This is a genomic window from Candidimonas sp. SYP-B2681, from assembly GCF_003971065.1.
Taxonomy (GTDB): domain Bacteria; phylum Pseudomonadota; class Gammaproteobacteria; order Burkholderiales; family Burkholderiaceae_B; genus Pollutimonas.
In genome coordinates this window covers 212,156-235,385 of sequence record NZ_RYDV01000007.1, presented here as the reverse complement: position 1 = coordinate 235,385, position 23,230 = coordinate 212,156, and the positions used below count along the sequence as shown (strand labels likewise).

Here is a 23,230-nt window from a genome sequence, read left to right as displayed (position 1 = left end):
GGGAATCCTTTTTATCGCCTTTGTTGCGCGCCCCGCAATCTTTATTAGCGTAACAGCAGGTGTGCTCTCTAATGGCCCAGTGCTACGGCATTCTGGGCCATTTTTTTGTAACGTTCCCTCGCGTGCCCCGAATCATGGCCTTGAAATGAAGCGCTTCCGAAATGGGCTTACAATCGTCGCTCTTTACTCTTTACTGGCCGACGCTCGCGACTCAACGTGGATTCGCCTCGGCCGCAACTCAAGAAGACGTCAAACATGTGGTTCAAGAATCTCAGGATATTCCGACTGTCCCCCTCATGGTCGTGTACCGTAGACTCCCTCGAAGCAGCGATTGAGAAGCAGGCATTTCAGCCCGGCGGCAGTCAGGAAATGCAAAGTTTAGGCTGGGTGCCGCCCCGCGAAAACAGCGGTCTTATTCATGCTCTGGACGGCCAATTTTTGTTGAGCTTGCGCGCCGAAAAGAAATTATTGCCCACCACGGTTATCAATCAGGTAGCAAAAGCCAAGGCCCAGGAAATCGAAGAGCAGCAGGGTTTCAAGCCTGGTCGCAAGCAAATGAAAGAGATCAAGGAACAAGTCTCGGTCGAACTCTTGCCGAAAGCCTTCAGCATCTATCGGGACACGCGCGTATGGATCGACACCAAAAACCATTGGCTGGTGATCGATGCGGCCGCTGCGGCGAAAAGCGATGAAGTGCTAGGGATGCTGGCCAAGGCCATAGACTCATTTCCCATTGCCCCGCTTTATGTGGAAGAATCCCCAGCCTCTGCCATGACGAACTGGCTGGTCAGCGACGAGCCCCCAACGAACTTCAGCATCGACCAGGATACCGAGCTGCGTTCCACCAGCGAGAATGGTGCAGCGGTGCGCTACGTTCGTCAAAGCATTGAAATAGACGATGTGCGCAAGCACGTACAAGCCGGGAAGCAATGCACACGTCTGGCCCTGACCTGGGCCGATCGGGTATCGTTCACCATGACCGAGGGCCTGGACATAAAACGTGTCAATCCATTGGATGTCTTGAAAGAAGGCCAAGATAGTTCGGCTCACAATGATGATGAGCAATTCGATTCCGACTTCACCCTGATGACGGGCGAGTTGGCCAAACTGATTGCTGAGCTGGTCGAAGCGCTGGGCGGCGAACGAAAATAGACCTTTCGTTCGAGGTGCCTGTTCTACGTAATGCTTCGCGGTGAATGCGCCGGGGGCTCAATGAAGAGCCCCCTGACATCATTCAGTCCATGCCGTGAAAGACGCTGTCGTCGGGACCGATATGCGACGGAGGACTCCAGGTAACGTCGCGCAGCGAATGTTGCACGAGGCTCTCGACGCCCAGCAGGACGGCAAAAATTGCCATACGCACTGGTATGCCGTTGTCAGTTTGCCGAAATATCGCCAAACGCGAATCGTGATTCAGATCAACGCTTAGATCATTCGCCCCTTCACGGCTATCGCGCGGCAAGGGATGCATTACGATCACGTCTGGTCCACAGCATTTGTCGATTATTGCCTTGTTTACCTGGAAATCGGGCGTGTAGCCTTCTAGTTCTTCCGCGGCAAAGCGTTCTTTTTGCACCCGTGTTGCGTAAATAACATCGGCACCGACCAGCCCTTCATCAAGTGAATTGCTTTGCTGTATGGTGTGACCATGCTTGCCCGTCTGCTCGAGGATGTAGTCCGGCATTTCCAGACCTCGTGGCGATATCAAAGTAAATTTCAGGCCTCGGTACAAGGCCAGCAGCTTGATCAACGAATGGACCGTCCGGCCATATTTCAGGTCGCCTACCAGCGCTATATGCGCTCCGTCCAAAAGCTTACCTAAACGCGAAAATTCGGTCAGTATCGTGTACAGGTCCAATAATGCCTGGCTTGGATGTTCACCAGGGCCGTCGCCGCCGTTGACCACAGGGATGTTCGAAGCCCGGGCAAACTCAGCGACTGAGCCTTTTTCCGGATGACGGATCACCATCGCATCGACATAGCCGCTCATGACACGGCTGGTGTCATAGATAGATTCGCCCTTGGCCATCGACGAAAACGTGAATCCTGTGGTATCGCAAACGGAGCCACCCAACCTGCAAAACGCGGCACCAAAGCTGACTCGGGTTCGAGTGCTGGCTTCGAAGAATAAGTTACCGAGCACAGCACCCTCTAGCACGCGCGACACCTTGTGACGTCGCGCTATGGGCTGCATTTGGTCTGCAATGCGAAACAGCTCTTCGACCGACTCTCGGGAAAATTGGTCTACCGACAACAGCTGATGCTTGCCTTCATAGGCAATGCGGTCTCTTAGCGGCCCAGACTGTGCGCTTTGCGCATACTTCTGTAAGAGCCCTTCGTTCTCTACGATTTCGGTGACGAAACGGCTCACGACTTCCGGCATGCTGCGGAATTCCTGTGACCCTTCGGGCAACAACCAGGTGTCGAGCGCACGCCGCTTAACCCCAATGCGAAGGGCGAAGACATCACGCGTCAGATTTAGGCGACGCATGGCATCGCGAAGAAACACTTGTTGTGAGACAGCCATAATTGAACCTGAATATATATGTACGCAAAGCGTATATATTATTTCGTCGAGCTGTCCTTGACGAGTATTTATTGAACTATGCCGACAAAATACAACGAAGTTTCAAGAAGAACCTACGAGCCTGCGAACATAACCCTGCGTGTCGGCGGGTTAGAGATGAAATCGTCACCATCTTTGAATTGGTCGAAAGGCACCCCACCATGATAATTCGAGGACGGAACATCTTCCGAACTCAGGTACACCATACTGGCGAGGTTCAACGTAAACCAGCATCCACAAACGAAGGCGAGCAAACTAAAGCTGTACGCAAGGATTGTGAAGAACATAGGAATCCAATGCGTACGACGCCTGCGGCCTGCCAGCGACTGATTGAACAGGCTGGCTTGTACAGAATACGACCAGAGAAGCCCTAGCGCTGCAAGCACCAAGCCACCTAAGAACGCCGCCAAGGGGACGCGTAGCCACGGAGGCGCCAGATCGATAGGGACGATGCCGACACCGAATGCAAGTATGGCGACGACGCCTATACCGTTAATCCAGGCAAGAAACTTGAAGCCTAAAGCCAGTGTCGCGGCAATAGCCTGTACCCCGCAAGATTGGCCGACTTGATTAGTATTCATTTGTTTTCACCGCCAAGACACTGCGACAAACCATATAATACGCGCCTGCGGACCCCAGAAGAAAACGGCACCTTGCACGGTGCCGTTTTTTTGGTCAGTTCGGCATGACGCCGTAGTAAGTTTGCGTTATTACGGTTTCAAGCCTGTACCCGCAGCCCCCGACCCACCGGTACCACCGCTGACAGGTGCTGTAGGAATAGAAGAGGCGCCGCTATCAGGCTCACCTGCAATGGCACGCGCCGCCGCCGTTGCGTTTTCTTCCGTTCCGACGGCAAATACCAGATGCCCGGTGGTAACTGGAGTCGTATAGCCCGGTGCCGCCATCATGGTACGGCCAACAACTAACGCCAGCCGTTTATTCGGATTTTTGTTCGTGATATCGGCCACTTTTTTCTTGCCCGCTTCATTTAGTTCCAGGGCAAGCAATCCTTCGCCGTTCTTATTCGAACCTGCCTGAATACCGCTTAAATCCGCGCGCGTGATCACAGGCTGTGGATTAACATAAAGAACGCCCGTTTGAAGGTTTACTGGAGTCCAACCCGCCTGGAGGGTGGTATCGGCCAAAAACACAGCAACCGAAGCGCCCTGACCTTGAGCCTTGAGCTCAGTTTCAGGTTGTGGGGCTGTAGTGGCAGGCGCTTGCGCCGCAGTCTTGTCAACCGGCGCAGTTTGGCAGGCAGCAAGAAATATCAAACTGGCAGGTACAAGAATGCGACCCAGCGTGCGTATAGTTTTCATCTATTTCCCCCCAACGATTTTCAATAATGAAAAAGTTTAACAGGTCGCCATAAGAACATAAGTCAAGGTATGTCGAGTTGTAGTAATAGGTATGGCTAGCGTTTATGGCGATATGGCTCCACGGACTTGAATCGATATGCGATCCAGAACGTTCCCGTCGTTGTCCAGCAATTCGATTCGGTGCCGGCCTGGCATGGGTCTCCAGAGCATGGCGTTCCCGCGCCCGACGAGACGTTGATCCACTCGCCACGCCAGAAGATCACCGCTTATTGCCGAAACATTGCCCGCAGCAAACCGAATTCGCTGATGGTGATAGGGAATATCTGGATCAAGCGCGAATATCGTTTGGTCAGCGGGAGATACAATGCGCCCGGCGCCACTCTCGCTTTTCGTGGGATCAAAGGAGCGTTCAACGAGCGTCAGCATCGTATCCCCAAGGAAGTAATCCCACCTTGATGGCTCTAGGTTCCCTTCGAAATCCACCCTGGTACGGCGGACATCTGACGGTGGCTTTGACTGGTGGCTGGCCGCTTCGCGATGCAGATACGTCATAATGTCATGCCAGATGGGCCCCGCCCCCGACACCCCGGATACGTCGTGCATACTGGCTCCAGCGCTGTTACCCACCCACACCCCGACCGTATACCGCGCCGACCACCCCAGGCACCAGTTATCGCGCATATCCTTGCTTGTTCCGGTCTTGACCGCTGTCCAGAAAGGCGTTGACAACGGACTGTCCAGACCGAACGTACGGGCACGCGCCTGACGATCTGACAAGATGTCGCCGACGATCCATGTCGCCGCGGGTGACATGATTGGTTTCGACTCTTGCGGTAGGCCCGATATTGGTACAAGTTTCACCGACGAATGGACGCCCGCAGCCGCGAAGCTGCGATACGCATTAGTCAACGCCAACAGCGTTACGTCGGCGCCGCCGAGCGCGAGACTGTACCCATAGAAGTCGCCCGTCTGCTCCAAGGGTAATCCCAAATTCACAAGACGCCTTGCGAAAGCGTCCGGGGTCACCATCAGTAGAGTCCGAACAGCAGGAATATTGAGGGACGAGGCCAGCGCCGTGCGCACACTTACCCAGCCCGAGAATCGTTTATCGTAGTTTTGGGGAATATAAAGTCCATTTCCCGTAGGAAGATCCAACGGCGCGTCGTTCAGCAACGATACCGCCGTCAATCGCTGCTGCTCGATCGCCTGCGCGTACAGAAACGGTTTCAACGTGGACCCCGCCTGACGCAACGCCCTAGCGTGATCGACTTGATGCGCGTCAGAAAACCCGCCCGACGACCCTATATACGCCAGCACCTCGCCGGTTCGATTCTCTAAAACCACAATGGCAGCATCGCGCACGTTCGCCATTCCCAACGCTTGCAGGTGGCGCTCTACACTGCCCAGAGCGAAACGTTGTAGGTCAGCATCCAGCGTAGTGGGCAGTGCCTGCCCAGCGGATAAGCCACCATTTTGCTGCGCGAGTGCCAGCCGTGAGAAATGAGGCGCGAGGCTGGCAGCGTCGGTCCATGGCAAACTTCTGCGAGCCAAGGTGTACCGAATGAAGTTGCGCAAGTCGTCGCATTCTTGGGGCGACCCCATGTCGACCAGCAGCGCACAGGCTCTTTGCTGTAGCGCCGTTTGTGAAGCGTTGGGGCCGCGCAAGAGCACGGCAGCTAAAGCCGACTCGCGCGCGTTCAAGCCGCTCGGATGTTTCTGGAACAACACATGCGACAGAGCACCGATACCAATTAGTTCGCCTCGGAATGGAACAAGGTTCAGGTAGGCTTCCAGTACCTGGGATTTGCTCCAGCGCTCCTCCAATGCCAGCGCTTGGCGAGCTTGATCGAACTTCTGGGCCAGGCTACGGCCAGACCGGCCACGTCGTAGTTCTTTCGTGAACAGCCCCACCAATTGCATGCTTAATGTGGACGCGCCACGATGCTGCCCGTGAATGACATTACCCCATCCGGCGGCAATAATTGCCTTCCAGTCCACCCCTGCATGCCGGTAAAAGCGTTGATCTTCGGAATATATAACGGCCCTTTGCAAGGAAACGGATACATCGCCAAGTTCTACCCAATCGCCACGCCGTGCCTGAAAATCGCTGCGAATACGGTCCAGCACTTGCCCGTTTCGATCCAGCACCCGAATATCCGAGGCACGATACTGCTCTTTGACCTGTTCAGCAGAAGGCTGCGCAGCAGCGCCGCTGGCCCAGCACGCCAGCAGTATCGCCAGACGGCAAGTCCAGTTCGGGAAAACCATTCTGGCTTCAATGACGAGAGGCATGGTCAGTCGACTTTTTCGAGTTCGACAGTGAAACGCCCAGCATGAGGCAATTCCCCATAAACATCGGGCTGGTACATCGCTTCCATGCGGGTTGGCGGTAATTGAAACTGGCCCGCAGTGTTTAGTCTTACCGTATATTCAATTGTGGATGACCCTGCTGGCAGATACTCGTAATAAGCCCGATAGCCTTCGAAGCTGCGCTCGACAAAGCTCGGTGCGTACCAACCCTTTACAGCTTCAGTCTGTGTCGCAATGCTCGAATCGCGCCCCAGGCCGCTGCCAAGAATCGTTGCGCCGGCCGGAATGGCGTCAGTCAGCACTGCCCACGTCGTGGCGGTTTTGGCAGCAATATCAAGCTTCACACGATAAACATCGCCCCGCGACCACACGCCAGGTAGCGCTTGCGAGATCGGGTGCATGCTACGGGAAATGCTGTAGCCTGCCATCACTGGTTTGACGACAGGCACTGCCGCCAGCGAGCTCACCATGGCCCACACCGTTCCCTGCCCCTGCTGTTGCAGCGTAAGCGTGCTGGAAGACTCCTGCGGCCACGCCTGAATAACGTCGTGCTCGGATGCCAAAGCGTTCGGCGCAGGCCTAGGCCAGTCGAATATGTGCGGAGATCCACCGGCAAGGCTACCGACCTGCACACGACCCGACACACGTGTGCCCTCGAAAGACTGCGCAAATTTTTCGATAGCCAAAGTGCCGAGCAAATTGGCCGTCGTAGTGTGCCAGGCTCCCTTGCTTTGAAGGCTTAATAAACCTTGTGCCAGGCGCGGCAAATCTTCCTGCCATCGCGGTTGCCCCACCGTCGTCATTATCAGTTTGGCAAGGTTAGTTTCCGGGCTGATCATGAGCCACCACCAGTTGTTTTGCGCTGAGTCTCCAAACGTTGCCGTTGTACCGCGGACCAGCAATCGGGCCCGAAGAATCTGCTCCGCCTGGTGTAATTGCAGTTTCTGGTTGGGAATGGCCGGCATGCGCTGGAGTATCGCCATCCAATCAATAACCGCCGAGGTAGGCCAAGCGTCAGGATCGATCGCAATGCTATCGACCATGCGCGGTTGAACCAGACGGTATCGCGACAATGCCTCAAGCACTATCAGTTTGCGGGCATCCAGGTCTCTTTCTGGCGACCAGCGAGGTCTTGTTATGTTGCCCTCAACAAAGGCAAGCAGTCCCCGCGTCATCGACAGCCGAATTGCCTCTGGAATAACAAAATCGAGCCCCAGGGCTTGAGCCTCATGGCTGGCGGTCAATAAATAGGCGGTCAATACTTCGTTTCCCCGCAGAGAGCCGGGGAAATAACTAACCAGGCCATCAGCATCCAGATAATCAGGCAGCTTATGCATGATGCCTTGCCACTGCGTGACATCGCGCAAACCTATTGCGATGGAGCTTGATTGCTCCAGACAGGTGTATGGGTAAGACTTGAACCATTCCTGTACACCGGTTAGCCCGCCGGCCAGGCTCGACTGGACATGGACCCGAAGGCCGCCGCGAGGCTTTCCACTGGCGTCCACGGCCGCATTCGTCGGAACGGAAACCGGTAAGCTGACAACAGGCGCGTCGGACTCCAGGGGCAAAAGCGTCGCCTGGCGCGCGGTAACCGGAACGGCCGCGATAAGCGTCTGATTAAATAGCAGCTTGTCAGATGCGGCATTCGCGCTGCTGTCGTCCTGCTCTTGCACCTGGAAGGTCCATGTCAATGTGGAGCTTTTTTCCCACCCCGTACTTTCAGGCGCCTGAACCTTCCAACTGACGGTGTGGGCAGCACCGGACGCAAGGTGGATTTTTTGCGCGGCAAGTTGGTGATCGGGCACGCCACTGCCCACGTAGGACGCTGTCACTTCCAGTTGCATGTCCCGTTCTGTAGAGTTGCGCACGCTCGCCATCGCCAGATAATGGTCGCCCTCGCGAATCACAGTCGGCAGGCCGGAAATGATTTGAAGATCTTGCGTGCTGGCAATACTCTGGCTGCCGGTACCAAAGCGCGCCGAACCAAAATCAGCGACTGCCACCAGCTTGAAACGGGTAATAGAGTCATTTAGCGGTAAAGAAAGCTGCGCTTTGCCTTCCGCATCCAGTTGGATGTCCGGTTTCCATAACAACAGCGTATCGAGTAATTCGCGGGTGGGGCTCATGCCTCCGCCCCCGCCGGCAGGCTGAGCTTTCCGCCCGTAGTGCCGGCGCCCGACTATCTCCATTTGCGCCGTTGCTGTATCTACGCCGTAGCTACGAAACTGACGCATCGCAGAGAGTACATCCCAGCTTTCATTCGGGGCAAGCTCCAGCAAGGCCTGATCTACGGCTGCAAAGGCGACGGTGCCATAGGCTGCCGGTTTCCCGTCAGGCGTCGTCACATGCAAAGTGACTACCGCTTTCTCTCGCAGTCGGTAATTTTGCTTATTCGTGCTTATCTTGACGTGCAATTGATCGCTCTCATCGGACACCCGTATTTCAGTCAGTCCGAAACGGAAGCTGGGTTTAGCCAGGTCGATGAGAGCGGTGGGAGGTGCAAGATTTTTTGACGCTTCGACAAAAGCGCTATACCAGGACTGCGGTTCCTGCCAGCCCTCAGTAAAAAATGAATACCATGGAACCTTGTGCAAACGCCCACGCAAGGCGAGCACCGAAACATAAACATTGGGCCCCCAGTCGGCCTCAATGGGCAGGCTGATGATTGGGTCTTTACCCAGCAGCCGGACGACCCTGGTTTGCAAAACTCCCTCGCGTTCAACAGCGACTAGCGCTGTCGCGTGCCGAAAAGGCATACGAACCTGAAATTGAGCCACTTCCCCTGATTTCCAGGTTTTTTTTACCGGTATGACATCGATGCGATCATCGTTTCCACCGCCGAACCACAAGTCGTCTTCCCCCATGACCCATACCGTCGACTCAGCCCGAGACTCGCGCCCCTGTGCATCTTTAGCCCTTGCAACCAATTGAACAGCACCCGATGCATCCAGTTCGATTGTGCAGTCCAGCTCGCCCTTCATATTGGTTTTGCCTTCGCAAACCGTGCCTAGCTCGCGGATTTCCGTATGGTTATCGTAACTGTAGAAACCGCCCACCATCCGTTTACGGGTGGAATACGTTGTGCGGGCCACCGCCGTAACGGCCATCGCAATATCGGCCTGCGGAACACCTTGAGGCGACAGCGCAAGAGCGCTGACATGAGCGGGCTTGGCGGCCTGCACCGAGCTATCTGCGCGTACACCCGCCTGAATGGCCGCCGGCCACACGGGTAATGATTGAGCCAACGTCTGTATTTCGCCATTCGGGTCTGAAAAACTTGTCTCGAACACCATGGTCTGCGGTCGGGTAATGGCTGGTAAAGACGTAATGGCGATACGCCCCCCGCCCTGTCGATCCAAGACCAGCGCCTGTTTATCAAGGAAAAGTGATTGCTTAATGGTTTGGTCAGATCCCGATACCGAATCGGTATCGGGCTGATCCGACGTTCCCTCTCGCTCGTCAGGCGGGCTAAACGAATAATCCTCATACTCAGGAAAACTCAACCACCGCTCGCGCAAGACTGCCGATAGCTGAACCGGCAACTGCGCTGCCGCCCCGCCGGAAACATACGAGACCTGGATATCAGCATTCAACTTCTGTGGTGCAACCAACACTCCAGAGCCGGCGCTATCACTTATCTTGAGCTGACCCGTTAACAACGGAAGCTTGAATTCTTCGACCCTGAATTGAGCTGACCCGTACCAGTTATCAGCCGAATCCGTCATACGGACCGAATACATGCCTAGCTTCGCGGTTTTCGGAACGACAAAGCTAGTAGTGGCAGACACGCCGCCGGACTGCGTGTTAGTCCAGTTAAGAGGGATCTGGTATTGCTGACCCATCTCTTGATGTTCAATGATCAGCTTGGTGGGATAGTTATCTGCAGCAGGCAATGCCAGGCCGTTGCGGGTCTGAACACGCACAAAGTGCTTCATGGACACGGTGTCGCCCGCCCGCAACAGAGTCCTATCGAACAGAGTGTGTGCGGCGACGGTAGGTTTAGCGCTGGTATTAGTTGGAACATTGAAGCGCCAAGATTCAATACCCCGATTCCAGTCTGAAAACGCAAAGGAAAAATCCGCTTTACCGCGGGCCATGGGGTGAGCAGCCTCGATTCGGGCTGATACATAGGTACCAGTCAAACCGGTGTCCTCGCAATAATTTGGCACGTTCAATCGATGCCGATGGTGCCAGATTCCATTCTCGTCTGTCGTACCCTTGGCAACAATTTCGCCGGAACAGCTCAAGACCACAATCGCGGCATTCGGCACCACCAGGCCATTGTCCAACGTCGTGACCCAAGCCAATATATCGTCGCGACCGGTCTTGATATGCACCCCCAGGTTGGTTACCAGGGCGGTGGTTCGCACATACATCGGCCCGCCACCTGATAGCAATGAACCCCCAAGCCGCGTAGACTCTACCTCGAGCACATGAAATCCCGGCTCATCGATCGGTACCCCGATGACTTCAAACGGCCTAACCGCATCGGTACTGATGCCCGGCAAGACCAGCTCGCGCGTATTGGCAAACGCTTTCAGGGCGGAGAACGCGCGGGCATCGATGGCAGGTTCGTCCTCCGAACGTGGCTGCCTGTCAGCCATAATGTCGTTAAGTTGATTTGCCGTCCAGCGACTTTCGTTCAGACGGCGCACCCGCGCATACCAGCGCAATACCTCCGCATCGCCCTGTGCTGCGTAGTCGCTCATTCTGCCGGCGGAAAGCGCGATCTCTTCCGTACTCAGGGCGGATTCCACATTGCGCAGCGTTAAAGGTAAGGTTGCAGGCGTTTGAGCGCCCTTGCCCCGTGCGGACGAATCCGCGTAACGTTCAACCACACCAAAAGGCGCGGCCGCAAACTTGACCAACGGCGGGAACTCTGCCGTTTGAATTTTCAACGGGAATTGGTCCGCATTGACCAGCGCTCGACCCGCGTCGTCAGTCAAGTTCTCAGGCAACATCAGCACAAGACTGGAAAGCTCGGGGAAAGGCCCCTTAAACTGAATGCGCGACAAATCGCCCCGGTCAGTATCATTGCGGCCCATCCATGGAGCAAGCTCCGACGATGGTGTCTTCAAACGTATTCTTTCTGCCTGATCTCGCGAAATCGGTGCTGAGAATTCAAGGCTGAAAGAAGAAACCGGCGTGCAAGGCTTGCTGGAATTCTCACGCTGGCAGCTGAACGTCGCCTTGAACCCCGGCCGCACCGTGTAATCAAGCACTTTCGCCTTCGTGCTTGCTACAGCAGGACGATTTTCCGAACGGGTCGCGATACCAGGCCCTAAGACCAGCTGGACACGAGCTTCTGCAGGCAAGCGTCGCTGGCATTGCAGCATCTGTGTTGCTGCGGTGTCCATCGCTTGCGCCCTGGAATAGTAGGACGTATTCAAGATAGCTGTACGCGCCTCGCCAGTAATGAGACGCACCGGCACCGCTTCGCCCAAACCTTCGACCCGGCAACGTGCATGAGCCAGCAACGTATCAACGTCCACTTGACCGTTAAAGCGCAGCAAGAACACCTGGTCTTCGTCTATGGTCGAGCCATAAGGCCGCGAATCCACCACTACCGGACCGCCGGTCTGAAACGCAAAACTGGTCTTGCCGCCTAGCACTTCATTTGCCAGCGTACGGAACGCCGACCTGACCCGCGCTGTGCAGCTAACGCCCGCCGCCAGCGGGGACTGGAACACGTAAGACCAGCGGCGGGTGTCGAGCCAACGCCCGTCGCCTTTTACATCAGGATCGTTGCAATCCACATCGACCGGGGCGGCGGCCTGATCATCGCCGAATGCAACGACATCCGTATCGAAAGTCAGCGTGGCGCTTTCCACCACCGACACCGTACCTTGCGGCGAAAATTTGACGATCTGCGCCCCCCAGGCCGGAGACAGAGATAAGGCCCACGCCAGAACCGCCGCTTTGATCCGATACACTCGTCTTCTCCGACCCGATTTCGCGCAACGATACCACCGTTAAGAAGGCAAGTCAGCCTATGAAATAAAATAGCGGAGCACGTCATCATGAGCTCAGGCAAGCATTTGCCGTTTATGTAATAATTGCGGGCTGATCGATTGAGTAAAAACCTGGTGCAAAACCAAAACGAAATCATCAAGCCCCTCTAGCTCATGCCTGGTTAGAGCAGCGGACTCATAATCCGTTGGTGCGCAGTTCGACTCTGCGGGGGGGCACCAGTATTCATGCGGGTTTCCGGTAAAACGGGAGCCCGTTTTGTTTTTGTGGCGGGGGAAACCTTGCCATAATTGAAGTAGTTTTAATTCAGCCCGCCTGACCGGTGGGCTTTTTTGTGTTCTAGACTTATGGTACAACTACTGTGTATCAATACAGTGCTCGAGCCATGGAGCACTCTACATCAATCGCGCTCTATGAATACCTACCCTATCCCTGAATCATTGGCTGGCTCCTACCGTGGCGACGGCTGGGCGCTTGCCGCTACGCTGAATGGCCAGGTCGTGGCAATTCGCTATATCAGCGAAATTGCACCCGGCATTGCCGAGCAACTGGAAGGCCCGCATGCATCGCTTTTCGTTAAGCAATGGCTGGGGACCCTCGAGGCAATGTCGGTTGTGCGCGAGCTGCAAGCACTGGGCAAAGTCTCGCTGGGCATGTGTAGGAACTGGGAGTTTTTAGAGCAATGACCGCCCTGCCGACTTTTTCGGCAGACTATTACAGCGGTGTTATTACCGAACAACTGGTAATGGCCAGCCGCTACCAAGCCGGCAATGGCCTTAGGTTTAGCGAGGACCAGGTAGTGGTGGAAAGGCCTAGAGCGGCGCCCATGCGTCGTTACAAAGCGTTGATGCGAGCCTATACCCATTAGGTTCACTAAGCACAATGGTAGATGTGAAGAGCGGCACCTTGATGGCTCTGGCCCGAACGTCGGATGGCCGTACGGCACGGTAAGGGGTACCGTTGAGCGATGGAACTCTCATCTTCTGTATCACTGTGTCTAACGTGCAAGGTGTTTCAGGCGGCTGCGCTGCCCAAAAAGCCACATGCTTTCATGGGCCTGACCGACGCGCTTGCACCAACAAGCTACACGGGGCTTCTAGAGAGACACTATAGCTGCTGTTTTTGCAAGACCATCTGGCGCCGGCGAACACGTAAGGACGGTGTCGACACGGAGTTCGATCCTCTGAAACCAGCGCCTTAACCGGACCGATCCGGCCCCTGCGGCGGCGCGCTAATCTTGTCACCTTACAGTTACGTCTCGCCGACAAGGTTGGGTAAGGGCACGACTTCTTGTGGTACGCCGAAGGTAAGTTTCTTGGAATGCAGGCTGCCCCAGGTCGACCAAACGCTGGATCCCTCAAAAAAATAGCCCGCCTAGAGCTTTTGGGGTGCCGCAGCGAACGGTCTATGAATTAGCTGCCCCTCGGGCCCCACGCCCTGCCACCGGATCGGCACTCGCATACTATTCACCAAAGCAGATATAACGGCGTACCGGCAATCGTGCCGATGTACCGAGACAAAGCCCGCGAACGAATCATCAAAAGCATTGCGGTCAGGTGATTAGAGGGGGCGATTATGTGCGGACGAATACGGCAGTTCAATACCAGTGTCAACCGTCCGATTTGTCTGCGGTATGCAGCCCAGTTGTACCCTTCGCAGACCTTCTTTATAGTTTCCCCATACTCGGTTAGCTCAGTTGGTAGAGTAACGCCTTAATAAGGCGGCGGTCGCGGGTTCGATTCCGGCACCGAGTACCGATTTTATCGGGGGCAGCGGGCTGCGTTCTTCTTCTGTAAAGAAGAAGTCCAGTAGAGTTCAACTCTCTACGCCTCCATCAGATACCTTTCAGTAGCGCAGGAGTTCGCCCCCCCTTTGCTGCTCCGCAGGTGACGCCGGCTATGGGGAGCAGTCGGTATCAGTTGGCCGATGCTAGCGATCCCATAAACCTCTTTTCAGGCTCGTAATCAGAAAGCTGCCTATGGCAATATGTGTTTATACACAATGAAGCCCTCATAATCGGCGACCTGATCGTAAAGAGCTCGCGCATTTACATTTGAATGATTGGTATGCCAATAAACGCGAGCCGCCCCCTCTTTAAGTGCCCTTGCATAAACAGCCGCTATCAGCGCTTTTCCTATGCCTTGGCCTCGCAGGTTCCCGATCGTAAATAAGTCATTTAGGTAGCAAGATTTTTTTATGCTCGTCGTCGAGTAATGGTAAATGCAATGGGCGATACCGCAGATTTGGCCGTCGACCTCCGCAATTAAGCAAAAGAGGTCACTCCCTTCAAAGAACCTGCTCCAAGTCGTATTGGACACCTCCACAGGAAGCGCTGTTTCCTTCGCCCTACCGTAGAATTCGTTATATTGGCTCCATAATATCAACCATTGTTCGTAGTCTGTTTCGCGAGCAGAGCGAATCGAAAGCGTATTCAACACAGCAGGCCCCTAACTTGATTGATGAGACGTGATGCATAATATCCATCGATACTTGTTTAAGCCAGGTTATCAAGCTCTAAAGTTCAGTGGCGATGCAGGGGCTCGCAACTGTTCCTGTCACGCTATCCCGTTAGTGGAATATTCGTACGGTCGCCCGCTGTAGACGGAGAGGAGATAACCAAGAAAACAACTTCAGAGTCCGACGGATTGACGAAACGGTGGTGTACCGCAGGTGGAACATGCAAACCCTGGCCGGCATTCAACGACACGTTCCTGCCGTCGAATTCCAACATTGCCGAACCGGAAAGGATATAGAAGAACTGATGGGCAAGCGAGTGATAGTGCCTGATCTCGCTGCCCCGAGGTGGGACACGCTCTTGGATAACGCTAAGTGCGGGATGCTGCAGCAGATGCCAGCCATCGCAGACTCCGCCCCAAACGTAATGTTCGGCACAGCCTAAATCAATGGCAGTGATGGTATCAGGTGCGGTTTTTATCATGCGGCCTGGCTGAGTGGCGACTTCGACATTATCTGCATGCGCCACATCGGGCTCCTTTAGCGTTAATCATGTTCGGAGTTTACCGCCACCATACGCAAGACAACCGCTAAATTTATTTGACGGGTTTCTGTAGCCACTTGTTATCAGAGCCGCGTAAACCAGTCCACCACATCCATCACAACGGAGTGGCCGCCCAAGTAAGCGCTGGCGACTTCGCACGCCGCAACATGAGATTAGACGTGGAGCGCAATTACCGACGAGAGCTACGGCGAAACCTTTCCAATGCGGCCTGATTTAGGCGTTTGGCTTCCTGTTCAGCGTAGTCACGTTCCATTGGCTCATACGCGCCTTCATATATGCAGCTGCTACGATTCCGGCTGCACTCGTCGCCACGACCTGAAGCTTCAATGTGGGTGTCCGAGGCCTTGGTGCCGATACCCGGAGCTTCTAGGCCGGTGAAAGTGCACCCGGAGACAAGCGCCACAAGAAACAGCGCTACGCCGCATCGACTAAACGATTGTATGGGCATTTTGACTAGACCTATAGAGATCTTATAGCCATTCTTATAACAGATTCTTGTAAGACCTTTCGAGTGGCAGTATGGCCCCATCCGAAGTTATTAAACCACTCCGCCGTCTCCATAACGATGCTATAGCGCGAAAGCTAACGGCAGGGGTATTGCCGCTCTTAGTAACCTCTTGTTTCAAGGTTCAAATTTTTCTGATACAAATCAGACATCGATTTATGGAGAACACATGCCGTCTTGCATGACGGGGCTATTTCGTGAAGGCTGCCTAAGTAAAAACGCGGGATGACGAGCACCGACAATATGATCGACGGCACGAAGTTGAAGCCTTAATTATCAAAGCTGCTGTGCGGGAACGGGCGACAGCGGCTTCCCTCAGACATATGCCTCGATGGTGCGCTTACATACACTATCGGGCAACAGGCTCGCCGCGGCCTCGTCGACAATAATTTTCACATTTGGATGCCGTTTCAACACCGTAAAGGGAATGGCCTCGGTGATGTCGTTTTGATAGTACTCGGCGAGGATTGGCGCTTTGCTCTCTCCGGTTGCGATGAGCAGAATCTCTCGGGCGTCCATGATGTCTTGCAATCCCATCGTGATGGCAGAAGCAGGGACAATGGCGTTTTTAGCAAAAAATCGGCTGTTGTCTATACGGGTGCGTTCGGAGAGCTGAACAACATGACAGCGGCTGTCGAAAGCCGTACCTGGCTCGTTAAAACCAATATGTCCGTTGCTCCCTACTCCCAATAATTGCAGATCTATTCCGCCATGTTGTTGCACTTTGGCGGAGTACTCCACACAGTGTTCTTCCAAATTCTTCGCCTGGCCGTCGGGCAGATGGTGCCGAGATTCATTAAACCCCAGATAGTTGAACAGGTGCTCGCGCATATAAGCCGCATAGCTTTTCGGATGATCAGCGCCCAACCCTACGTATTCGTCCAGGTTGAAGGAAATCAGCTGGGAAAGATCCAATCGCTCTTGATGCGCCTGCTGCACAAAGCGCGCATAAATCGGCTCCATGGTCCCGCCCGTCGCGGCGCCCAAAACGACACCGGGCTTGCTTTTGATCTTGTCAATCAGCGCGGCGCTGACGTATTCGGCAATGGAAGAAGTGTCAGGGAATATATGAAACATGGGCTATGGCCTCGCTTTTGCGCAACAATTGCATTAAGTTTTAGACCGCTATGGGGGGAAATGCGTCGGATCGTAGCACGGCCCTATCGTCGATACTGGCCCGTTTATTACCAGAAGCAAACTCTTGTAAGGCAAAGAAAATTCTACTTAAACTCTTTCGATAATGTTTAGCAAATTATCAGCAGAGGGTGCAGATTCGGCCAGGGTTCCGTTCGCGAACCAGCGATGCCATTCTTGAACCGCGTTCTTACCCTTCTCAAGCTTGGTGATGTAGCCGGAAAAAACGACCCTCCCTGTAATCAGCTCCGAAGTCTCAATAAAAGCGAGCTGTCCACCACGAGTGGCGTAAATGCCTTTGCCGTCGACAATGGGTTGCGGCCTCACACGAACAATATTGGACGGAATTTCTTGCGGGGACATAGCGGCACCTATTCGGGAAGTTTATTAGCCAACTTTCAAAGCGACCGTGCAGTTCTGGTCGGCGTTTACTATTTCATTCGAGCTCCGAGCGGGTAAGCCCTTTTTTAACGAGTGCCAGAAATAAACGATTCGTGTCCGCGGTACTAAGGGACCCTGCATAGAATAGGTGGACTTGGTTCGGGGTTGTATTAGCCATTTGTGGACTCACTGATCTGCTCAGGTTTACGGCGAAACGGCACGATATCGAAGTTTTTCGATTTTACCGGCGTCACAACGGTGTCGTCATTCTTGACGAACTAAGGCAAACCCTCGGCTACGCGATTGGGATTTATCGTGATTTTCGTAGCAAGGTCTTATCCGTCAATCAGGTCTTTCAAAGACTGTGGCAAGTGCTTCTCACAAACTGTAAGGCTTACCATCTTTCTTCGTCGTTCAGCCAGGTCTTTGACGGTAAGCAGATCCGTCACTAACTCGTCCGCTTAAACGATGGCTTTTTGCGTTGTAGGCACACAGAAAAAAAATATAACGGCACGGTACTTGCACCGCTTTAGTGGACCAAAAACTCCTTCAACTGAGCGTAACTCAGCCATCCCCATTAAGCAGGAGCTGCGGTATGAACGAAAGCGACAATTCGGGACCTCGAAATGACGGACTGCCCAACCCATTGCAAGAACCGGTAAGCATTGCAGCGACGCAGGAGGACGTCTTCATCGGGGTCGAGAAACAGGAAACTGGCGCAGTGCGCGTCCATAAGGTGGTGCACGACGAGTTCGTGGATGTTCCGGTGACCCTACGTTCAGAACACGTTCATACGCGCAGAGTATCCATCAATCGTCCCGTCGAAAGCGAATACGGACCACATCAAGAAGGAGACACGCTTGTCATTCCCGTCTTTGAATATGTGCCAGTGATCGAGATGCACCTCATGTTGAAAGAGGAGCTACACGTCACCAAGCATACGACGGAGCAGGACTCCGTCCAAAGCGTTTCGGTCAAAAAAGAGGAAGTGGTCGTTGAGAAACGCGATGGTGAACAAGGTGGCTGGAAAAAGCAGGAATAGGCACACGATTTGCTGTACTGCACTGCGCAGTTTCTCCGGTGCATCATAGGTTAATCCGTCAGTGCACATCACCCCCAAAATTTTACAAGGCTGTTCTTATGACTCAGACCATTATCGGTGTCTTTGACACCTACCAAGAGGCAAATGCGGCGGTAGACGCGCTTACTGCAGAAGGCATCTCACGTTCTAACGTGGAAATCCACTCGAGACAATCGGATATAGGGGAATCCACATCAATCAGCGGATCCGACCGGATAATCGACCGTGAAGACGAGGGAATATTCGACAAGATCCAGCGATTCTTTTCGAATTTGGTCGGCGATGACGACCGTCCCCCAGAGTACGGCCAATACCAGGAGGCGGTACGCCGTGGCGGCGCGCTTGTGAGCGTGGACGTCATGGGAGACGCTGAACTGGACCGTGTCCGCAATATTTTCGAATCTGCAGGGGCGGTTGATATTGACGAGCGCTACGCTCAGTGGCAGAGCGCGGGCGACGCAAGCTACACCGCTTCCACTGAAAGAGCCGGCTCCACCACCTACGTCGCACCTGGCACTGGAGCTGCTGCCGTGACATCCGGCTTCACGTCCGACGAACAATCCACGCCTTTGACTCAACCGGAAGGTGAGGACAAGGCTTTTCCGGTTGTCCAAGAAGAGCTGGAGGTCGGCAAAAGGCGTGTTCAAACGGGAGCCTACCGCGTCTACTCCCGCCCAACCGAGACGCCTGTCAGCGAATCGGTAAATTTGCGTGAAGAGCGCGCGTCGGTTGAAAGGCGGCCCGTCGACCGGCCTGCGACGGAGGCGGATTTGAAAGAGGGCTTTGTAGAGGTACGCGAGACGCAAGAAACGCCGGTAGTGCAAAAGACGGCGCGCGTTGTGGAAGAAGTCGTCGTTGGCAAGCAAACATCGGAGCGCACCGAAACAGTAAGCGATACGGTTCGGGGAACGCAGGTGGACGTCGAGCGTATCGATGGCGATGACGTACGCTCAACAGGCAGCCGCAGGACCGAAGCCGATGACTTATCGTCTCCAGACGAGCCGTTGAAGCCTCGCAACGGCAAAATCTAGCCACGCCCTGACTGAAGATCTCGTGCACGCCCATCAAGCAGGCGTCTGGAGGATCCATCGCTATGATTGTGTAGGTAGCCTGTTGCGAAGTAGTGCGGCGCGGTCGAAATACGCCATAAGGCGAATGAGACCCGCCGCGAACTCAATGTTAAACAGGTCGTGCGCTTCCATAGCTAATAAGGCGCTATGACGCACACCATGCCACAACGACACTGGAACAAAGCCTACCCCGGCCACGAGCCGGGTTTTTTTATGGATAGAACAAACCAATCGCGGCCAATTATCGGCACGGTCAGCTGCCACGGCGCAGCCTTTCAGATTGGGCCCGATTCAAGCGCTTTGCTTCCTCTTCAGCATAGTCCCGCTCCCCTGGCTCGTATGCTCCCTCGTAGATGCAGCTGCTGCGGTTCCACTTGCACTCATCGCTTCGGGCCGAGGCCCCAAGCCCTGTTGAAGAACACCCCGAAACGAGTGCGACGAAAAAAAGTGCTACGCCGTATCGGCTAACCATTTGGATTACCATTTTGCTTAGCCTTGAAGAAGTGTTATAGCCATTCTTAAAGCAGATTCCTTCAAGCTTCTTTCGATGGCAGCGCGCAGTAGAGATGGTCGACCCCTAGTCCCATTAGCTCTTTCTCTCAACGCCACTAGGGGCCGACTGATTGACGTCAATCGCTGGGATTGGTATCCATTCCCCGGCAACGCTTCCATCGTCATTTTGTACGGCTCGCCAGGCGGTACCGTCATCACACACGGCAAATAAATAGACGCCAGCGTAATCGTGAATTTTTAACGGGGTCAGTTGAACTATCTTTCGAGGCATGTTGTGCTCCTACCGGTGGGAAGAGTCCAGTATGCCTTACCCGAGCCCGCCCAACCACCCCACTGGCGTATAGTCCACTAGTATCGCTCAACGATATATACACATCGCCAAGACAACGATTGGTTTGGAATCGAAGAAATTCATAAAGGTATCACGTATGGGTATGAGGCTTGACGGCGTACGGCCGGCTTCGGAGTCAAGTATCGAAATCGAATTTCTATACCAAGGTACCCTCTGGCGCGAAAGGCTCAGACTAAAGCCCAGCGCCGCAAATTTAAAGCGTGCTTCAGATTTAAGGGCTGGAATACTGGACGCTATAGAAAAAGGCGAATTCAACTACGCTGTAACGTTTCCAAAAAGCAAGAACGCTTTGCAGCTCAACAAGAAGCCGGGAATGTAAGAATGAAAGGCGTACGAAGCTCTTCCACTCTTTCGGACGATTTCCAATTAGCTCTGACTAGCACGCTTAATACAAGGTTTTTCGAACCCGTTCCGGCAACTCAGAGTCGTACTTCGCGCCGTCGATTTCCGCATTGCTGAGTGCTTCCAGTATTGCGCCCACACTGGGCAATGAGCCACGATCCACATGAAGATCTGACTCCCAGAGCCGCGACCTGAGAATGGCCCGGGAACATTGGAAAAACACCTTCTTTACTTTGACAATAAGCACGGACGAAGGAAGCTTGCCAGCCAATGAAAACTGCTCCAACAGTTCCGGATCGGTCGTAATGCTGGCTTCGCCGTTTATTCGCAAGGTTTCGCTTACACCAGGGATCAAAAAGATCAGGGCGACTCGAGGATCATGGATAATATTTCGAAGGCTGTCTAGTCTATTGTTGCCCCGGCGGTCAGGTAGCAGCAGTGTTTTCTCGTCATGAACGCGGACGAAGCCGGCTGGGTCACCCCGAGGAGAAGCATCAAGGCCTTCAGGCCCACAGGTGGCCAAGACAACAAAGGGTGCAGCCTCTACCAGCTTTCGATAATGCGGATGAATATAGTTCACTTCTTTCTTGATGGAAGCTATGGCCGCAGAACCATAAATCGCGCCAAGCGCTTCCAGACTAGTGACTTGATGAGTCGTATTTATTTCGCTCAAGGCTGCAATCCATAGTTAGACGTCTCGGTTTTTTTGACGCCACGGTCGCCTTCCGCCTCTCCATTATGCCATGCACAATCATAGCCGCACACTAATAAGCCCACAACCAAATGGCCCCAAAGCACGGTGTTCGATTGTCATGATGCCGGTAATCCTACGGCTCTACCGGCACGCCCTACGGCGGGCTCTTTCGCCCTTGCACGCGGGCACATCGATTGCTTTTGTCCTCTCCAGGTGCAGCACCATTGCGCCTGTATTCTTAAAGGAAGCACCATGGACAAAGATAAAGCGAAGGGTCCAGGCCATGAAGTCAAAAGCGACATCAGAGAAAAGGCTGGTATAGCGACCGACAAGAAAGCCACGAGGCATGAAGGTAAAGCGGAGAAGAGTTTTGGAACCGCGCAGCATAAGGAGAAAGACATTGACGATGACATGCTTGATATGCCAAAAGAGTAGCCGTTCCTACTGTTTTAAGTTCGCCCTCTCCGGAGGGCTTTTTTTTCGCCAAATGATAACGTAGCGTTCGGCTATCGGGACTGGCTGAATCCTTACGTGTCAGCACTATGGCAATAACACCAACCCAGTGCGCCGAACAAACTCGTTGTAGCTGATTGGCGGTCCGGCTTTCGTGTTTGCACTGTTCGCCTGCCAATGCACCCATGATTTTCCCGTCGTTGCGTCATAGACCACTTTGAAAATATGACGCGGTACCGTGACATGCCCTTCGCCAACCGTTTCGGCCCGGGAATCATAGACGGGGCCAGTAAATACATAGACATCACCGGCGGCGCGCATTACATACTTGCGCGTGTCTTGCTCGATACGACTCCAAGCACCAGCATTGTGGGTCTGATTCTGCGGAACCATGTTAGCGAGAGAGAAACTCTGCGCCATCGCCTCGGTGTCGTGCATGTCACCTGCCGGCGCCATGTGCCCGCGCGAATAACCCGAGCCTCGGTAATCGTCCAGCACCGCGCGTTCAGCGCGCGGCAGGCGGGCTTCTGCATAGAACCTATCGGTCCTCTGCATTGCCCGGGCCTGGACCAGCATCTGACGGTTCAGCCGCTGAGCGACAAAGACAGGTGTCTTAGTTTGGCCGCTGTGCAAGATGGCGAACGACGAGAAGCAAAGCTCTCGAAGCGCCTCGCCCGCTGGAACGGACGGCGGCCGAGCAGTGGGAAAGAATTGTGGACACTGCGCGAAGTGCGTCTGAGCCTGCGCGCCAGAGACAGTGACCTGCGGAGCGATCTGCTGGTTCGCAAGCCCAAACTGCGACAGGATTGGTTCAAGCGCAAACTGTTCATGCCACTGCGGATTGAGTACGTAACTCGCTACGCTGAACGACGTAATCGCAGCGACGCTACATGCCCTCAGGAAGCGTTTGATGCGGCCAGCGGGTGCCTTACTTGATTTGGAACGGGTGGTGTAACGGCTTCTACGTGAAACTTGCTTCTTCTTCGTCGTCATTCTGCTGCAATTGGATACTACGGGCCGTTGCTCGAACGGGACACCGTCCAATTGTAGGCGACGCGCCGGCTCGTCGGTTTTGCACCCTAGCTTGGCTTGTTCAAATAGCTGTCAGCCGCTCGAGGCGCATATGTCGTTTATGGACCCATGGAATTTCGCATCGTAGTCGGCCACCGCGATACACATCGCGTTAAATCGACAGCTTTCAAATCGGGAATGCAAAATGTGACATAGAATATCGATGTCTATCACTTCTAATTTATTACATGCCAAAAACAATCGCATCATTGCTGTGTGAACCCTGTCTCAATGTCGGTAGCGACCCTCACGAAAACATGAGGCATCAAGGCACCAGACCCACAGCGCTCAATGATGGGGCAACAGAGCGCCAATATCGCTGCATTACATGCGATACCGTTTGGATCTCCCGGATGGACAAATGGGGGGTTAACTACGGGTTCAAGCTGATTCCGAATACCAAGTAGCGATGCTTATAGAATAGACGGAAATCTTTTCACCTATGGC

At 54.1% G+C, this 23,230-nt stretch carries 20 protein-coding genes and 2 tRNA genes; 9 read left to right on the top strand and 13 right to left on the bottom strand.

The window, feature by feature from the left end; genetic code table 11:
- Positions 1 to 255 precede the first annotated feature (255 nt).
- Positions 256 to 1,152: a recombination-associated protein RdgC gene (locus EKL30_RS15635; RefSeq protein WP_126708173.1), complete on the top strand. Its 897-nt coding sequence runs from the start codon at positions 256 to 258 to the stop codon at positions 1,150 to 1,152.
- A gap of 82 nt (positions 1,153 to 1,234) precedes the next feature.
- Here EKL30_RS15635 and EKL30_RS15630 read toward each other — a convergent pair whose 3' ends face one another.
- From EKL30_RS15630 to EKL30_RS15610, 5 genes are all read right to left on the bottom strand, one after another.
- Positions 1,235 to 2,527: an aspartate carbamoyltransferase gene (locus EKL30_RS15630; RefSeq protein WP_126708172.1), complete on the bottom strand. Its 1,293-nt coding sequence runs from the start codon at positions 2,525 to 2,527 to the stop codon at positions 1,235 to 1,237.
- Between the two features lie 113 nt (positions 2,528 to 2,640).
- Positions 2,641 to 3,147 (bottom strand): hypothetical protein, encoded by a 507-nt coding sequence (locus EKL30_RS15625; RefSeq protein ID WP_126708171.1) that lies wholly within the window; start codon positions 3,145 to 3,147, stop codon positions 2,641 to 2,643.
- Positions 3,148 to 3,276: 129 nt separating this feature from the next.
- Entirely contained in the window at positions 3,277 to 3,885 is a 609-nt protein-coding gene (locus EKL30_RS15620) for a hypothetical protein (RefSeq protein WP_233583170.1), read from the bottom strand.
- Between the two features lie 102 nt (positions 3,886 to 3,987).
- Complete coding sequence (gene pbpC / locus EKL30_RS15615) at positions 3,988 to 6,177, bottom strand: penicillin-binding protein 1C (RefSeq protein WP_233583168.1); 2,190 nt, start codon at positions 6,175 to 6,177, stop codon at positions 3,988 to 3,990.
- Positions 6,178 to 6,179: 2 nt separating this feature from the next.
- Positions 6,180 to 12,131 carry an alpha-2-macroglobulin gene (locus EKL30_RS15610; RefSeq protein WP_126708170.1) on the bottom strand — a complete coding sequence of 1,984 codons (5,952 nt, stop codon included), beginning with the start codon at positions 12,129 to 12,131 and terminating at the stop codon, positions 6,180 to 6,182.
- Positions 12,132 to 12,310: 179 nt separating this feature from the next.
- On the opposite strand from EKL30_RS15610, the gene EKL30_RS15605 reads away from it, so the two are divergent.
- The 4 genes from EKL30_RS15605 (at position 12,311) to EKL30_RS15590 (ending at position 13,922) form a co-directional block, all read left to right on the top strand.
- Positions 12,311 to 12,389 (top strand) — tRNA-Ile (locus EKL30_RS15605).
- Positions 12,390 to 12,581: 192 nt separating this feature from the next.
- A complete protein-coding gene (locus EKL30_RS15600) occupies positions 12,582 to 12,854 on the top strand; it encodes a hypothetical protein (RefSeq protein ID WP_126708169.1) in 273 nt (90 codons plus the stop codon).
- Entirely contained in the window at positions 12,851 to 13,036 is a 186-nt protein-coding gene (locus tag EKL30_RS15595) for a hypothetical protein (protein WP_126708168.1), read from the top strand. Before EKL30_RS15600 ends, EKL30_RS15595 begins: the two co-directional genes overlap by 4 nt.
- Before the next feature lie 813 nt (positions 13,037 to 13,849).
- Positions 13,850 to 13,922: transfer RNA gene (locus EKL30_RS15590), tRNA-Ile, on the top strand.
- Between the two features lie 222 nt (positions 13,923 to 14,144).
- On the opposite strand, the gene EKL30_RS15585 is transcribed toward EKL30_RS15590, so the two are convergent.
- The 4 genes from EKL30_RS15585 to EKL30_RS15565 all read right to left on the bottom strand — a co-directional run bounded on the left by EKL30_RS15585 (position 14,145) and on the right by EKL30_RS15565 (position 17,189).
- Positions 14,145 to 14,486, bottom strand: a complete 342-nt coding sequence (locus EKL30_RS15585) for an N-acetyltransferase family protein (protein ID WP_370246276.1) — start codon at positions 14,484 to 14,486, stop codon at positions 14,145 to 14,147.
- Between the two features lie 242 nt (positions 14,487 to 14,728).
- Complete coding sequence (locus tag EKL30_RS15580; RefSeq protein WP_233583166.1) at positions 14,729 to 15,151, bottom strand: cupin domain-containing protein; 423 nt, start codon at positions 15,149 to 15,151, stop codon at positions 14,729 to 14,731.
- 856 nt (positions 15,152 to 16,007) lie between these two features.
- On the bottom strand, positions 16,008 to 16,769 hold the full coding sequence (nagB, locus tag EKL30_RS15570) for a glucosamine-6-phosphate deaminase (RefSeq protein WP_126708165.1): 762 nt from the start codon (positions 16,767 to 16,769) through the stop codon (positions 16,008 to 16,010).
- A gap of 147 nt (positions 16,770 to 16,916) precedes the next feature.
- Positions 16,917 to 17,189 carry a hypothetical protein gene (locus EKL30_RS15565; protein WP_126708164.1) on the bottom strand — a complete coding sequence of 91 codons (273 nt, stop codon included), beginning with the start codon at positions 17,187 to 17,189 and terminating at the stop codon, positions 16,917 to 16,919.
- A gap of 613 nt (positions 17,190 to 17,802) precedes the next feature.
- On the opposite strand from EKL30_RS15565, the gene EKL30_RS15560 reads away from it, so the two are divergent.
- Both EKL30_RS15560 and EKL30_RS15555 read left to right on the top strand, forming a co-directional pair.
- A complete protein-coding gene (locus EKL30_RS15560) occupies positions 17,803 to 18,249 on the top strand; it encodes a YsnF/AvaK domain-containing protein (protein WP_126708163.1) in 447 nt (148 codons plus the stop codon).
- 98 nt (positions 18,250 to 18,347) lie between these two features.
- Positions 18,348 to 19,319 (top strand): DUF2382 domain-containing protein, encoded by a 972-nt coding sequence (locus EKL30_RS15555; RefSeq protein ID WP_126708162.1) that lies wholly within the window; start codon positions 18,348 to 18,350, stop codon positions 19,317 to 19,319.
- A 292-nt stretch (positions 19,320 to 19,611) separates the two neighbouring features.
- On the opposite strand, the gene EKL30_RS19260 is transcribed toward EKL30_RS15555, so the two are convergent.
- On the bottom strand, positions 19,612 to 19,842 hold the full coding sequence (locus EKL30_RS19260; RefSeq protein ID WP_126708161.1) for a hypothetical protein: 231 nt from the start codon (positions 19,840 to 19,842) through the stop codon (positions 19,612 to 19,614).
- 102 nt (positions 19,843 to 19,944) lie between these two features.
- Positions 19,945 to 20,142, bottom strand: a complete 198-nt coding sequence (locus EKL30_RS15545; protein ID WP_126708160.1) for a hypothetical protein — start codon at positions 20,140 to 20,142, stop codon at positions 19,945 to 19,947.
- A 157-nt stretch (positions 20,143 to 20,299) separates the two neighbouring features.
- On the opposite strand from EKL30_RS15545, the gene EKL30_RS15540 reads away from it, so the two are divergent.
- Positions 20,300 to 20,542, top strand: coding sequence for an Arm DNA-binding domain-containing protein (locus EKL30_RS15540; RefSeq protein WP_126708159.1), 243 nt, complete (start codon positions 20,300 to 20,302; stop codon positions 20,540 to 20,542).
- A gap of 66 nt (positions 20,543 to 20,608) precedes the next feature.
- Here the strand turns inward: EKL30_RS15540 and EKL30_RS15535 are convergent, their stop codons facing one another.
- Entirely contained in the window at positions 20,609 to 21,238 is a 630-nt protein-coding gene (locus EKL30_RS15535; protein ID WP_233583164.1) for a pyridoxamine 5'-phosphate oxidase family protein, read from the bottom strand.
- A 273-nt stretch (positions 21,239 to 21,511) separates the two neighbouring features.
- On the opposite strand from EKL30_RS15535, the gene EKL30_RS15530 reads away from it, so the two are divergent.
- Positions 21,512 to 21,694: a CsbD family protein gene (locus tag EKL30_RS15530; protein ID WP_126708158.1), complete on the top strand. Its 183-nt coding sequence runs from the start codon at positions 21,512 to 21,514 to the stop codon at positions 21,692 to 21,694.
- A 105-nt stretch (positions 21,695 to 21,799) separates the two neighbouring features.
- On the opposite strand, the gene EKL30_RS15525 is transcribed toward EKL30_RS15530, so the two are convergent.
- Complete coding sequence (locus tag EKL30_RS15525; protein ID WP_126708157.1) at positions 21,800 to 22,705, bottom strand: DNA/RNA non-specific endonuclease; 906 nt, start codon at positions 22,703 to 22,705, stop codon at positions 21,800 to 21,802.
- Between the last annotated feature and the right edge of the window lie 525 nt (positions 22,706 to 23,230).

What these genes read in the sequence shown, in the direction of transcription:
- EKL30_RS15635 (WP_126708173.1), top strand. Translation starts at nt 256, where the DNA reads ATGTGGTTCAAGAATCTCAGGATATTCCGACTGTCCCCCTCATGGTCG.
- EKL30_RS15630 (WP_126708172.1), bottom strand. Translation starts at nt 2,527, where the DNA reads ATGGCTGTCTCACAACAAGTGTTTCTTCGCGATGCCATGCGTCGCCTA.
- EKL30_RS15625 (WP_126708171.1), bottom strand. Translation starts at nt 3,147, where the DNA reads ATGAATACTAATCAAGTCGGCCAATCTTGCGGGGTACAGGCTATTGCC.
- EKL30_RS15620 (WP_233583170.1), bottom strand. Translation starts at nt 3,885, where the DNA reads ATGAAAACTATACGCACGCTGGGTCGCATTCTTGTACCTGCCAGTTTG.
- pbpC (WP_233583168.1), bottom strand. Translation starts at nt 6,177, where the DNA reads ATGCCTCTCGTCATTGAAGCCAGAATGGTTTTCCCGAACTGGACTTGC.
- EKL30_RS15600 (WP_126708169.1), top strand. Translation starts at nt 12,582, where the DNA reads ATGAATACCTACCCTATCCCTGAATCATTGGCTGGCTCCTACCGTGGC.
- EKL30_RS15595 (WP_126708168.1), top strand. Translation starts at nt 12,851, where the DNA reads ATGACCGCCCTGCCGACTTTTTCGGCAGACTATTACAGCGGTGTTATT.
- nagB (WP_126708165.1), bottom strand. Translation starts at nt 16,769, where the DNA reads ATGTTTCATATATTCCCTGACACTTCTTCCATTGCCGAATACGTCAGC.
- EKL30_RS15565 (WP_126708164.1), bottom strand. Translation starts at nt 17,189, where the DNA reads ATGTCCCCGCAAGAAATTCCGTCCAATATTGTTCGTGTGAGGCCGCAA.
- EKL30_RS15560 (WP_126708163.1), top strand. Translation starts at nt 17,803, where the DNA reads ATGAACGAAAGCGACAATTCGGGACCTCGAAATGACGGACTGCCCAAC.
- EKL30_RS15555 (WP_126708162.1), top strand. Translation starts at nt 18,348, where the DNA reads ATGACTCAGACCATTATCGGTGTCTTTGACACCTACCAAGAGGCAAAT.
- EKL30_RS19260 (WP_126708161.1), bottom strand. Translation starts at nt 19,842, where the DNA reads ATGGTAATCCAAATGGTTAGCCGATACGGCGTAGCACTTTTTTTCGTC.
- EKL30_RS15545 (WP_126708160.1), bottom strand. Translation starts at nt 20,142, where the DNA reads ATGCCTCGAAAGATAGTTCAACTGACCCCGTTAAAAATTCACGATTAC.
- EKL30_RS15540 (WP_126708159.1), top strand. Translation starts at nt 20,300, where the DNA reads ATGGGTATGAGGCTTGACGGCGTACGGCCGGCTTCGGAGTCAAGTATC.
- EKL30_RS15530 (WP_126708158.1), top strand. Translation starts at nt 21,512, where the DNA reads ATGGACAAAGATAAAGCGAAGGGTCCAGGCCATGAAGTCAAAAGCGAC.
- EKL30_RS15525 (WP_126708157.1), bottom strand. Translation starts at nt 22,705, where the DNA reads ATGACGACGAAGAAGAAGCAAGTTTCACGTAGAAGCCGTTACACCACC.